Source organism: Lactobacillus sp. WILCCON 0149, from assembly GCF_057197965.1.
Genome location: NZ_JBUBHO010000001.1, coordinates 1757856 through 1770095, shown reverse-complemented (window position 1 = coordinate 1770095; position 12240 = coordinate 1757856). Strand labels below are relative to the sequence as shown.

10 protein-coding genes and 1 tRNA gene are annotated in these 12240 nt (G+C 51.4%); 10 read left to right on the top strand and 1 reads right to left on the bottom strand.

Features of this window, described 5'->3' with window-relative positions; all coding sequences use genetic code 11:
* Positions 1 to 6 precede the first annotated feature (6 nt).
* The 3 genes from ACYVUV_RS08180 to hpt all read left to right on the top strand — a co-directional run bounded on the left by ACYVUV_RS08180 (position 7) and on the right by hpt (position 3085).
* On the top strand, positions 7 to 915 hold the full coding sequence (locus tag ACYVUV_RS08180; protein WP_439775754.1) for a class C sortase: 909 nt from the start codon (positions 7 to 9) through the stop codon (positions 913 to 915).
* Positions 916 to 1057: 142 nt separating this feature from the next.
* Positions 1058 to 2404, top strand: a complete 1347-nt coding sequence (locus ACYVUV_RS08175; protein WP_439775753.1) for a hemolysin family protein — start codon at positions 1058 to 1060, stop codon at positions 2402 to 2404.
* Positions 2405 to 2512: 108 nt separating this feature from the next.
* A complete protein-coding gene (gene hpt, locus ACYVUV_RS08170) occupies positions 2513 to 3085 on the top strand; it encodes a hypoxanthine phosphoribosyltransferase (RefSeq protein WP_439775752.1) in 573 nt (190 codons plus the stop codon).
* A 51-nt stretch (positions 3086 to 3136) separates the two neighbouring features.
* On the opposite strand, the gene ACYVUV_RS08165 is transcribed toward hpt, so the two are convergent.
* Entirely contained in the window at positions 3137 to 4429 is a 1293-nt protein-coding gene (locus ACYVUV_RS08165) for an APC family permease (RefSeq protein ID WP_439775751.1), read from the bottom strand.
* A gap of 106 nt (positions 4430 to 4535) precedes the next feature.
* Here ACYVUV_RS08165 and ACYVUV_RS08160 point away from each other — a divergent pair, with 106 nt between their 5' ends.
* The 7 genes from ACYVUV_RS08160 to ACYVUV_RS08130 all read left to right on the top strand — a co-directional run bounded on the left by ACYVUV_RS08160 (position 4536) and on the right by ACYVUV_RS08130 (position 12232).
* On the top strand, positions 4536 to 5228 hold the full coding sequence (locus tag ACYVUV_RS08160) for a 1,4-beta-N-acetylmuramidase (protein WP_439775750.1): 693 nt from the start codon (positions 4536 to 4538) through the stop codon (positions 5226 to 5228).
* Positions 5225 to 6481: a DEAD/DEAH box helicase gene (locus tag ACYVUV_RS08155; RefSeq protein ID WP_484499250.1), complete on the top strand. Its 1257-nt coding sequence runs from the start codon at positions 5225 to 5227 to the stop codon at positions 6479 to 6481. Before ACYVUV_RS08160 ends, ACYVUV_RS08155 begins: the two co-directional genes overlap by 4 nt.
* The gene (locus ACYVUV_RS08150) at positions 6474 to 7793 is read left to right on the top strand and encodes a PTS sugar transporter subunit IIC (protein ID WP_439775748.1); all 1320 of its coding nucleotides are present in this window, start codon (positions 6474 to 6476) and stop codon (positions 7791 to 7793) included. Before ACYVUV_RS08155 ends, ACYVUV_RS08150 begins: the two co-directional genes overlap by 8 nt.
* 61 nt (positions 7794 to 7854) lie before the next feature.
* A tRNA-Arg gene (locus ACYVUV_RS08145) sits at positions 7855 to 7929 on the top strand.
* Between the two features lie 352 nt (positions 7930 to 8281).
* The gene (locus ACYVUV_RS08140; protein ID WP_484499249.1) at positions 8282 to 9355 is read left to right on the top strand and encodes a PTS sugar transporter subunit IIC; all 1074 of its coding nucleotides are present in this window, start codon (positions 8282 to 8284) and stop codon (positions 9353 to 9355) included.
* Between the two features lie 230 nt (positions 9356 to 9585).
* Positions 9586 to 10869 (top strand): uracil-xanthine permease family protein, encoded by a 1284-nt coding sequence (locus tag ACYVUV_RS08135; protein WP_484499248.1) that lies wholly within the window; start codon positions 9586 to 9588, stop codon positions 10867 to 10869.
* Positions 10870 to 10981: 112 nt separating this feature from the next.
* Complete coding sequence (locus ACYVUV_RS08130) at positions 10982 to 12232, top strand: methionine gamma-lyase family protein (RefSeq protein WP_439774786.1); 1251 nt, start codon at positions 10982 to 10984, stop codon at positions 12230 to 12232.
* Positions 12233 to 12240 lie beyond the last annotated feature (8 nt).

Below are 12240 nucleotides of genomic sequence, written 5' to 3'. Positions count from 1 at the left end.
ACGGAAATGAAAAAAGAAGCAAAAAAGCAGGCAAATAAACAAAAGCAGCAAAATAAGAAAAAGGGGCCAATCTGGCCCTTTATTTTGCTTTTACTGGTCGGCTTGGGTCTTTTGGCTTATCCTTTGTCGACTCAGGTCTACAACTTTTGGCTGTCTCACCAGAAGGTCCAGTCTTTCCAAAAGGCGGCCGGTAAATTGTCAGAAGCTGAAGTAAAAAAGCGCCTCCGCCTGGCCCGGGCCTATAACGCCTCGCTCTTGTCACCAGGCCAGCAGGCCAGCTTCAGTGATCCTTTCAGTAAGAAGGAGAAACAAGCAGGCGTGGCAGCTTATGCCAAGATGCTGGAATTAGAGGAAAACATCGGCTATATCGATCTGCCTAAGCTCCACCAAGAATTGCCGATCTATGCCGGGACCAGTGAATCAGTCCTGCAAAAGGGCATTGGCCACTTGCCAGGTTCATCCTTGCCAGTTGGGGGCAAGAGCACCCGGGCGGTTCTTACCGGCCACCGTGGCTTGCCAAACTCCCGCCTCTTTACTGACCTGCCCCGGATGAAAAAAGGGGATGTCTTTTACGTCCACAACCTGGGCCAGACCCTGGCCTACAAGGTTGACCAGATTAAGGTGATCAAGCCGACCCAGGTTGACCAGCTCAAGATCGTCAAGGGCAAGGACCTCTGCACCTTGATGACCTGCACGCCATACATGATCAATACCCACCGGCTGCTAGTGACCGGCCACCGGATTCCATACAATCCAAAGGCGGAAGCCAAGGCCAAGGAAAGAAGCCGCAACCGCCTCTTCTGGATCATCATCGCTGTTCTTTTGCCAGTTTTGGCCATCATTATTTTCTTCTGGCACAAGAAGCGGAAGAAGAAAAAGCAAGGTAAAGCGGCAGAAAAGAAAGAACAAGAATAAGCAGATAAAAACGGGCCGTCCGGATTCACGCGGGCGGCCCGTTTAATATTTTTCTAGAATGAACTCCTTTGTGAAAAAAACTCTGCAAATAATGATAGAATAAAGGTAAATAGTTCAATTAGAGTAATTTAGGTGAATTACAGTGACTACGACACAAATCTGGATTAATTTACTAGCAATACTTGTAATCTTTGTTTTTGCCTCCTTCTTTGTCGCGGCGGAATTTGCCCTGGTGCAGGTCCGGCCCAGCCAGCTGGAGGACATGATCGCCAATGGACAGGGAAACGTGAAGAAACTTAAGCGGGCCCTGCACATGTCGCATAATTTGAATGAGTACCTGTCAACTACCCAAGTCGGCACTACCTTAGTTGGGGTTATCCTGGGCTGGTTCGGGGCTGATACTTTGGCCACCATCTTTGAAAGGCTTTTGGCTCTGACTCCCATGTCCAAGAGTCTGGTCAACTCAGTCGGAGCTTTGATCGGGGTTATTTTCCTGACTTATCTAGAAGTTGTTTTGACGGAAGTCGTGCCGAAAAATATCGCCATTGACGCCCCAGTCAAGATGCTGATGTGGATCGTAACGCCCCTCCACTTCTTCCATACTTTGGTTTATCCTTTCGTCTGGCTCTTGAACGCCAGCTCATCTGGTATTTTGAAGATAATGGGCTTTAACCCGGCCGATGAGGAAAACCAGGTTTATTCTCAGTCGGAAATCATCCGTTTGAGCAAGAACGCGGTGCATGGCGGGGCCTTGGACAAGGAAGACTTGACCTATATGGAAAGAGCCTTCCAGTTAAATGACAAGACGGCCAAAGACATTATGACCGACCGGACCCGGCTGACGGTTTTAGATGCCAGCGAAAACATCAAGACTGCCCTGGCCAAGTACCTGGAAGACGGCTACAGCCGCTTTCCGGTCGTGCGGGAAAATGACAAGGACGACGTGGTCGGCTACGTTTATGCCTACGACATCGTCCAGCAGAGCCGGGTGGACGACAAGGTGCCGGTGACCCGGGTCAACCGGACGATCATCACGGTGCCTGAATCCATGCCGATCCAAGACATTCTGCGTCTCATGATCAGCAAGCACACGCCAATCGTTTTGGTAGTTGATGAATACGGCGGCACCAGCGGGATCGTAACTGACAAGGACATTTACGAAGAGCTCTTCGGGTCAGTCAAGGATGAAATTGATGACGTTTCCGACGACTACATCATCAAGGACGCTGAAGGCAATATCCATGTTTCCGGCAAGACGACCCTGTATGACTTTGAACGCTACTTCCACCAGAATCTGAAGAGCTTCCAAAACAGCGACATCATCACCATCGGTGGTTACATGATGGAGCGCTATCCGAATTTGAAGAAAGAAGAGTCAGTAGAACTGGAAGGCTTCCGCTTTACCTTGGACGATATTCAGCAGGGTTTCATGCGCTGGTTTATCGTTGAAGGGCCAAAGACAAACGATCAAGCCGAAAAAGAAGAATAAGATTCTTAAAAAGGAACGGTTTTTAGACAAATGCCGTTCTTTTTTGTCAAAATAATGTTATAATCTGAATGTATCATTTTGAAAGCAATTAGTAATCGAGGAAACCTAATGAAAAGTATTCATGACGCAGTTGATCACAAGTTGTACAGCGAAGAAGACATCGCGGAAATGACCAAGCGGCTTGGCCAGCAATTGACCAAGGACTACGCTGGCAAGCGGGTGCTGGTTGTCGGCGCCTTGAAGGGTGCCATCTTCTTCTTGACCGACCTCCTGCGGGAAATGGACCTGGCTTGCGACATTGACTTCATCGACGTTTCCAGCTACGGCAACGGGACTGAATCCAGCGGCAAGATCACGGTAACCCATGACCTGGAAGCTGACGTGAAGGGCCGTGACGTCTTGATCGTTGAAGACATCGTGGACACTGGCCTCACTTTGAAGTTCATGAAGGACGAAATGCTCCGCCGCGGGGCAAGCTCAGTCAAGTGCTGCGTCTTGCTTAACAAGACGGCCCGCCGGACTACTGAAGTAGATGTTGAATACTACGGCACTCACGTAGGCAACGAATTCGTCATCGGTTATGGGATGGACTTTGCCGGCCTTTACCGGAACCTGCCTTACATCGGCGTCATCAAGCCGGAAGTTGTCGAAGAATTCAGCAGCAAGCACGAACACGACTAATTTTTCCTAAAAGAAAATGGATCATCCATGTGGATGATCCATTTTTTTGCTCTAGTGGAGCTTTTTCCAGTAGTAGACGGGCAGGCCCAGGAGGGTGATGCCCAGGCCGATCACGGAGAGGGCAAACTGGTTGATGACGGTCATCACGATGATGAACAAACCGCCAATAATGGAAATCAAAGGGATAACCGGGTAGGCTGGCGTCATGAAAGGCCGGGCCAGGTCTGGCTCTCTTTTTCTCAGCAAAATAACAGCCACAGACAGGAGGGTGGTGAAGGTCCACATGACAAAGACCAGCATGTTGGTCAAGATTTCAAAGTTGCCCAGGGCGATCATGATCAAGGCGATGGCGTTGACCAAAAGGGCGGAGAAGACCGGGACCCCGCTTCTGGCAGAAGTCTTAGCCAACTTCTCAGAGCCGGGCAGGCGGTCTGCTTGGGCCAGGATGTAAGGAGTCCGCATCCCTGTCAGCATAAAGCCGTTGCAGGCCCCGTAAACCGACAGCAGGATGCCGACCGTGACGATTTTGCCCCCGGCCTGGCCAAAAAGCTTCAAAGAAGCATAGTAGGCGGTATTGTCATTGCCGATGATTTTGGCAAAAGGCAAAGCAGTCATAAAGGCGTAGTTGACCAGGATGTAGACGACAGTGACCAGGGAGAGGCCGAGGATGATGGCCCGGGCCAGGTCCTTTTCGGGATTCTTCATTTCCTTGGCCAGATTGGTCACCACGATCCAGCCTTCAAAGGCGAAGAGGGCGGAGAGCAGGCCCTGGCTGATCCCGGCCAGCCAGCCGCCGCTGCTAGCCACCGTAACTGGCCAGAGGCTGACGGAGACTTGCGGGCGGATTAAGGCGAAAACGATGATCAAAAAGAGAGGGATCAGCTTGATGACCGTGATCACCGACTGCATCCAAGCTGAAGCCTTGGTGCCCAGCATGTTGATCAAAAAGAGCAAAAGGACCACCCCAGCGGCAATCCACTTGCTGCTGGAGGCTGGCAGGCCCGCCAAAACTACAAACTGCTGGCCGAAAATCGATGCCAGGGCCGCGATCTGAGCGGGGAAGTAGACGGTCATTTCCGCCCAGCCGAAGAGAAAGCCCCAGATATTGCCATAGCTGTAGTCCAGGTATTCAATGGCCCCGTTGACGTTCAAAGCTGCCGCGATTTCCGACACGGTCAAACCTGAGCAGATTGAGATAACGCCGGCTAAGAGCCAGACCAAAATAGTGGCTGAAGCTGACCCGGTGCTTTGGGAAATGCTGCCGATCTTAAAGAAGACCCCGGCTCCGATGACTGAGCCGATGACGGTCGCCAGTGCCTGGCCAAAAGAAATCTGTTTTTTCACGAAATCCCTCCAGTAATACAAGTCTAACTATTCAATTATACAGGAAATCTTTCTACTTGGTCTAGGCGGATTTCTCGGCTAAAATGGTAGAAGGAGGTTTTGGGCGATGGGGCAAAAGAAGCATTTTCAGCATCCGGCAACTCTGCCGGCTCTTTTGATTCTGCTGGCCGCGATTATCGGCCTTTTGGCTTATGGCCTGTACAATTATGCCAGCCAGACTACCCTGCCAAAAGGGGCCAGTCAAAGCGCTGTAGGCCTTAAGGTTGACCAAAGCCAAGAGGATATTGACCTCAGCCGCCTTCAAAAGGGCGGCTTGTCTTTCGTCTATCTGCCGGTTGACCAGAATTTTTCCGCTAGACGCAAGGAAGTTGCTAAGACCAAATTAGCCTATGGCAGCGTACTTGAAGTAGCAGGGGAGAAAAGCGCCAAGAAGCAGCTAGCCCGGGCCAAGCGCCTGTCTGCCGGCCACTGGGGCGCCTTGCCAATTCTGCTGGACAGCGGACAAGATGATCCAAGCGCAGCCAATTTGACTGCCATGAGCCAGCTGGCCGCTTCTTTGATTAAGAGCCATGAGGTCATGGTCAACGCGCCGGTGAAGTATAAGAAGCTTTTTCCAGCGGGATGCAAGTTCCTGGCCACGTCGACGTCAGCGCCAAGCAAACTGGACTACTGCTTCTGGCGCTATACAGAAAAAGGCCACGTGGCCGGAGTCAGCGGGATCGGCTACAAGAACGTCATGTATGCCTACATCGGGACCAGCCAGCAATATAAAGAAAAGTACGGACAATTAGCACAATGATTTACACAGAACAGATTCAAGCAGTTTTAAAGAAGGAACATAAGGACCAGCCAACCTTGATTCAAAAGGAGACTTATGAGGCTATCAAGAACGGGGCCAGCCTGGTAGCTTTGGCTAAGACGGGGACGGGCAAGACCCTGGCTTATGCCCTGCCGGCTTTAGAGCGGGTAGTTCCTGGGGAGAAAAATTCCCTGGTGATTTTGGCTCCGACGACTGAACTGGCCGTCCAGATCAGAAATGCCATCCTGCCTTTTGCCAAGGCCCTGGGCCTCAAGACCCTGGCCTTGGTGGGAGCCGGAAACCGGCAAAGACAGGACGAGCGGTTGAAGAAGGACAACTGTGAAGTCCTGGTCTGCACCCCGGGCCGCTTCTTCGACTTCTTCTCTTCTGGCCGGATCAAACTGGTTCAGATCAAGACCCTGGTCATCGATGAAGCCGACGACATTTTGGAATTTGCCAAGCTGGAACTTCTGAGTTCTTTGGGCCAGAACCTGCCTTCTACTAGTCAGATTTTGCTCTTTGGGGCTACTGAATCCCAGATCACCCAGGAAGCGGAGGAAATTTTTGCCCGCCACTTCTTCTTAGTCGATGTCCGCCCGGACCAGGGCAGCCGGACTGAGCATGTCTTTTTGCAGGTGGACAATGAGCACAAGCTGGAATACCTGCAGCGCCTGTGCAAGCTGGACGGCTTTAGAGGCCTGCTCTTCTTTGACTCAAACGAGGGGATGCTGCGCTTTGCCAGAATTTTTGCCCACAGCAAGACCCGCTTTGAAGTTTTAGCCAACAATTTCTCAAAAGACAAGCGCCAGCAGGCTATCCGGGACTTGGCCAAGGGCAAGGTCAAGCTGCTCTTAGCCACTGACCTGGCGGCCCGGGGGTTGGACATTCCGAAACTGACCTACGTGGTCAACTATGAAATCCCTACTGACGCCAACACCTACATGCACCGAGCTGGCCGGACCGGCCGGATGCAGCAGGAGGGCAAGGTGGTGTCTCTGGGCAATGACCACGACCTGCGCAAGCTGAAGAAGCTTTTGGAAGGGGAAGTAACGGTCGACCGGGTCTACTTTGCCGGCTACCACTTAAGCAAAGAAAAGCCGGTCAAAAAGGAAAAGGGTGAAGCAAAAGACAAGCAGGATAAAAAGACTGCTGTCCTTGCCCAGCCGGCTAAGAAGAAAAAGAAGTCCAAGAAGAAAAACAAGAACAAGGGTTATCATCCACATTACTTGAAGGGAAAGAAGCAGAGTGAATAACGTGATTGACTGGCTGGAGCGGCACCTGCTGCCCCTGGCCAATAATCTGGCCTCAGTCCGCTGGCTGGTGGCCCTTAGGGATGCTTTTATCTCCACCTTGCCGATCAGTTTGACCGGATCAGCAGCGGTCTTGATCAAGAGCTTGATTGTCGCTGCTAATCGAAATTTAGGCTGGCATGTTTTTTACCAGCTCATGCAGCCGGCGATCTCCATCTGCAACTTTGTCTGGCGGGGGAGCGTGGCCATGTTTGCCCTCTTCTTTGTCCTCAGCTGGGGCTACCAATTGGCCAAGGCCTGCGAGGTGGATCCATTGGCCGGAGCCATGACGGCTCTATGCTCTTTTATGATGAGCATTGCCAACTATTCCTACCTCATGCAGGGGAGTAAGCGGATCAAGCTGGACCAGGTATTTAACACCAAGCAGCTGTCAACGACGGGGATGTTTACCGCCATCCTCTTTGGCGGTCTGGGCGTGGCCCTTTACATCCTGGGGGTCAAGGCCAGACTGGGCCTGCACATCCAGACTGCCATGCCGCCGGCCCAGATTGCGGCCTTTGAGGCGGCAATTCCAGTCATGCTGGCCCTTTTTATCGTGGGCGGGCTGAACTATCTTTTCCAGACCATTACTGGCCAATATTTTGGTGACTGGCTTCTGGAGATCATCCAGCTGCCCCTTTTGAAACTGGGCCAGGGCTTCATCATGGTGATTGCCGTTACGGCCTTAACCCAGCTTTTCTGGTTCTTCGGGATCAATGGGGCCAGTGCCCTGGCTCCGGTCGTTGGGTCAATCTGGGCCACGGCCCAAAATGCCAATATATTGGCGGCAGCTAATGGCCACAAGATCCCGTATTTATGGACCAACACTTCTTTTATGATCTTTGGTGTCAGCGGGGCCTGCCTGCCTTTGGTGATCGCGATTTTGCTGACTTCCAAGCGCAGCGACCACCGGACTTTGGCTAAGGTGGCCCTGGCTCCGGCCGTTTTCAATGTCAATGAACCCATGCTTTATGGGCTGCCGATTATTTTGAACCCGGTTTACTTTTTGCCCTTTACCCTGGCTCCTATTGCCAATGTCTCTGTTGCATATTTAGCGACCAGGCTGGGCTGGATCAACCGGGTCCAGGCCTCTGTTCCAAATATCATGCCCCCGATAGTCGGCCCTTACCTGGCTTGCAACTATGACTGGCGGGCCTTGGTTCTTTCTTTAGTCAACCTGGTCATTGCTGTCTTAATCTGGCTGCCTTTTGTCAAGGCGGCTGACCGGATTGGCAGCAATGATGAACCACGGCGCTTTTTCATGCCCCAATACTAATGACTTAAGCTAAAGCACTAGCTTTTTCAGCACATTTTTTGTAGAATTAAATGTGTTGCATGGCCCGGTAGCTCAGTTGGATAGAGCACTGGTTTCCTAAACCAGGTTGTCGCGAGTTCAAATCTCGCCCGGGTCATTGCCTGCCCCTCACGGAAGTGAGGGGTTTTCTTTTTGCCTTTTTTCTCTATTTTTTGCTATTTTTCTCTATTTTTTCTTCCGAACTTATTGCCTTTTGCCTTTAACTTTGTCAAAAACGGACGGCTTTTTAACAAAAATTTAAAGAAAGTAAAGTTGATTGAAAAAGAAAGCGGATTTTTTGCTTTTGATAAGAAAATTATGAAAGTGTTGCGGAAAAGGATTGCAAAGGTTGAGATCTTTCTCTATAATTCTAGACATCAGTTTATGAGAGAGAAATTAAACGCTATTAGATATCTCATAATCTGCGTCAATGTAATTATATTTTTCTACCGTTAGGAGGCGGAGACTATATGTCTGAAACAACTCAAACAAAAGAAACAGTTGGATCATTTACGATGAAAGTCCTCAATGGTTCAGCGACTGCCATTATCGTGTCACTTCTTCCAAGTGCCATTTTGTCAACCTTCTTGACTCCTTTTGCCGGGAGCAACGCGATTGTGGCCAATCTTTTGCACATTGTGACCGTCTTCCAATACTTCTTCGCTGTGATGTGCGGTTTCTCAACTGCCAAGCAGTTTAACCTGGGCTACACTGAAGCTGCCTGTGTGGGCGGTGCTGCCTTCCTGGGCTCCGGCTGTATTACCGCGGTAACTACCACTGTTAAAGGCGTGACTACCACCAGCTTCCAATTAGCCGGGATGGGTGACGTTATCAACACCATGCTGACGGCAGCCGTTGCCGTACTGTTCATCAAGTGGGTCGGCAACCGCTTCGGCTCACTGGGGATCGTCTTCTTCCCAATCCTGGCCGGGACCGGCGTCGGTTTCCTGGGCAGCCTGACCAAGCCTTACGTATCCCTGGTAACCACGGCTATCGGTGACGTCATCAACACCTTCACCAAGCTGGCTCCATTCCCAATGTGTGTCCTGATCGCCATGTCCTTCGCGATCATCATCGTTACCCCACTGTCAACTGTAGCGATCTCCGTAGCCATCGGCCTGGCCGGCATGGGTTCTGCCGCTGCTGGTTTCGGTCTGGCAAGTACCGCGGCCTTCCTTATCTGGGCAACCCTGAAGGTTGACAAGCCAGGTGTGCAAGTTGCCATCTTCTTAGGCGCCATCAAGATGATGATGCCAAACTTCCTGAGATACCCAGTGATCGGGGTGCCAATCGCTTTGACGGCGGCTGTCTCAACCCTGTCCGTGCCAATCCTTGGTCTGCAAGGGACTCCGGCATCCGGTGGTTTCGGCCTGATCGGGGCAGTTTCACCGCTGGCTTCTTACAATGCCGGCTTCCACAACGTGCTGGTGCTGGTAATCGTCTGGGTAGTCGTACCATTCGCGGTTGGCTACCTGATGAAGAAGATCTTCGTCGACTGGACCAAGGTCTGCAAGCCGGAATACTTCGTCACTCCGGCCCGTTAATTGTCATTAATCTCCTTAAATTATTCCAATAAACCATATTTTTCCTTATATAATTCAAGTCCGCGGCTGAAGCTTTGTCAGCCGCGGCTTTTTTTGACCTTCCTTGACAAAAAATAATATTATTAGTAGGCTAAAGTAAGTCAATTGTTAAGGAACCTTTAAATTCAGTCCCGTGAGGCTGACAAGGACATTTTGTTCCGGGTTCCAGTATTTGGAAAGGAAGATTTCTTTTGAAAGAAAACAAGACATTCCGGAACCCTGAAGCGGTTTTGGACGTCCAGGACAAGCCGAAGTTTGGTCCCTGGCTGCTGCTCTCAATCCAGCACCTCTTTACCATGTTCGGCTCGACCGTCCTGGTTCCGCTTTTAATCGGTTTAAAGCCAAGCATCGCCCTCTTTTGTTCAGGGGTAGGGACCTTGGTCTACATCCTTTGCACCCAGGCGAAGATTCCTGCCTACTTAGGTTCATCTTTTGCTTTTATCGCGACTATGCAGGCCTTGATGAAAAATTACGGCTATCCGGCCGTCGGGCAGGGGGCCATCGCGGCTGGTCTGGTCTACGTTATCGTGGCCCTCTTGATTGCCCGCTTTGGCTCGCGCTGGCTGGACAAGATACTGCCACCAATTGTGGTTGGCCCGATCATCATTGTTATCGGCCTGTCACTTGCAACGACCGCGGCTAACGATGCCATGTTCAATGCCAGCGGCAAGTACAGCCTGACTTACTTCGGGGTGGCGATTTTTACCCTGGTCATCACGATTATCTTTAACATGTTTTTGAAGGGCTTCCCGAGCATGATCCCGGTTTTGCTGGGGATCATCTGCGGCTATCTTATGGCGCTTTTCTGCGGGATCGTTGACCTGTCCGGCGTTGAAAGCGCCAAGTGGTTCTCTTTGCCGGCCTTTGACGTCATGGGGGTCAACTACAAGTTCAAGTGGTACCCGGCCGCAATCATCACCATGGCTCCGATCGCTTTTGTCACCATGACTGAGCACATGGGCCACATCATGGTCTTAAACAAATTGACCAAGCGGAACTTCTTTGAAGACCCGGGCCTGCACCGGACCCTGCTGGGCGACGGTCTTTCCAGCATCATCGCCGGCTTTCTGGGTGGCCCGCCAACTACCTCCTACGGGGAAAACATCGGCGTTTTGGCCATGACCAAGGTCCACAGCGTCTTCGTCTTGGGCGGGGCAGCCTTCTTCGCCATCGTCTTCTCCTTTGTCGGCAAGGTTTCAGCGGTGATTGAATCCATTCCAACCCCGGTCATCGGGGGGATCTCCTTCCTGCTCTTCGGGATGATCGCGGCTAACGGCCTGCGGATCCTGGTTGACAACAAGGTCGACTTTGAAAAGAAGCGGAACCTGGTCATTGCTTCCGTCATCCTGGTTATCGGGATCGGGGGCACCTACCTCAAGATCGGCTCTTTCCAGCTGACCAGCATCGCCTTGGCCACGGTCTTCGGGATTGTCTTGAACCTGATCTTGCCGGAAAAAGCAGCCAGCGAACAGTAGAATTTTTGCAAATAGCTTTCCATAATTGCATGGAAGGCTATTTTTTATTTAAAAAAGCGGCGATTTGGTTTAAGATAGGTAAGTAACAAAGAAAAAACAGAGGGATTTTTTGATGAACAATTTACCAGAAGAATTAGCAAAAATTGTCAAGGAAGTCGACGAGCAGATCGCCGGGCGTCTCCAAGAAATCGATGAACAGGTTATCTACAACCAGGCCAAGGTCCTGGAGGCCTTTGTCGACAACGCGGTTGCTGAATCAGACCTTAAGGGGACCAACGGCTACGGGGACGACGATGAAGGCAGAGACAAGCTGGAGCGGGTCTACGCCCAGGTCTTCCATACTGAAGACGCGCTGGTAAGGCCGCAATTCGTTTCCGGGACCCACACCCTGGCAACTGCCCTTGATGGCAACCTGGTGCCAGGCGATACCTTGACTTATCTGACGGGGATGCCGTACGACACCCTGCAGCACGCCATCGGTCTTACTCCAGACAAGGCCGGTACCTTGATTGAAAAAGGGGTTAACTTCTCTTACGTGCCGCTGAAAGAAGATGGCAGCGTCGACTTTGAAGCAGGGGAAAAGATCTTAAAGCGGGACCAGCCTAAGATTGTGGCTATTCAGCGGTCCCGGGGCTACGATACCCGGGAAAGCTTCCCAGTTGCCAAGGTCAAGGAAATGATCGACTTCATCAAGGAAGTCAGTCCCCAGTCCTTAATCTTCGTTGACAACTGCTACGGGGAATTTTCTGAAAAGCATGAGCCGACTGAATATGGGGCCGACTTCATGGCCGGTTCTTTGATCAAGAATGCCGGAGGCGGGATTGCCCAAACTGGCGGCTACATCGTCGGCAGAAAAGACTTGATCCACCGGGCAGCCAGCCGGCTTTTTGCACCAGGGATCAGCGACTCAGAAGGCCCAACCTTAAACAGCCTGCATGAATTCTACGAGGGCTTCTTCCTGGCGCCAAACGTGACCGGGGAAGCCATCAAGGGGATGATCTATTCAGCTGCCTTGATGGAAAAGCTGGGCTTCAACGTGTCTCCTAAGTGGGACGCGCCGCGGACTGACCTCATCGAACTGATCACCTTCAACGACAAGGAGAAGATGATCAAGTTCTGCCAGGAAGTGCAGAAGAATTCGCCGGTTGACTCCTTCGTCACGCCAATTCCAAGCCACATGCGGGGCTATGAAGATGAAGTCATCATGGCTGGGGGGACCTTTGTGTCCGGATCAACGGTTGAATTCTCAGCTGACGGCCCGATTCGCCCGCCTTACGCCGTTTACATGCAGGGCGGTTTGACCTATGCTCACGACAAGATTGCCGTAACTAACGCGGTAAAGGCAACCTTGTTTGGCGAATAAGCAAAAAG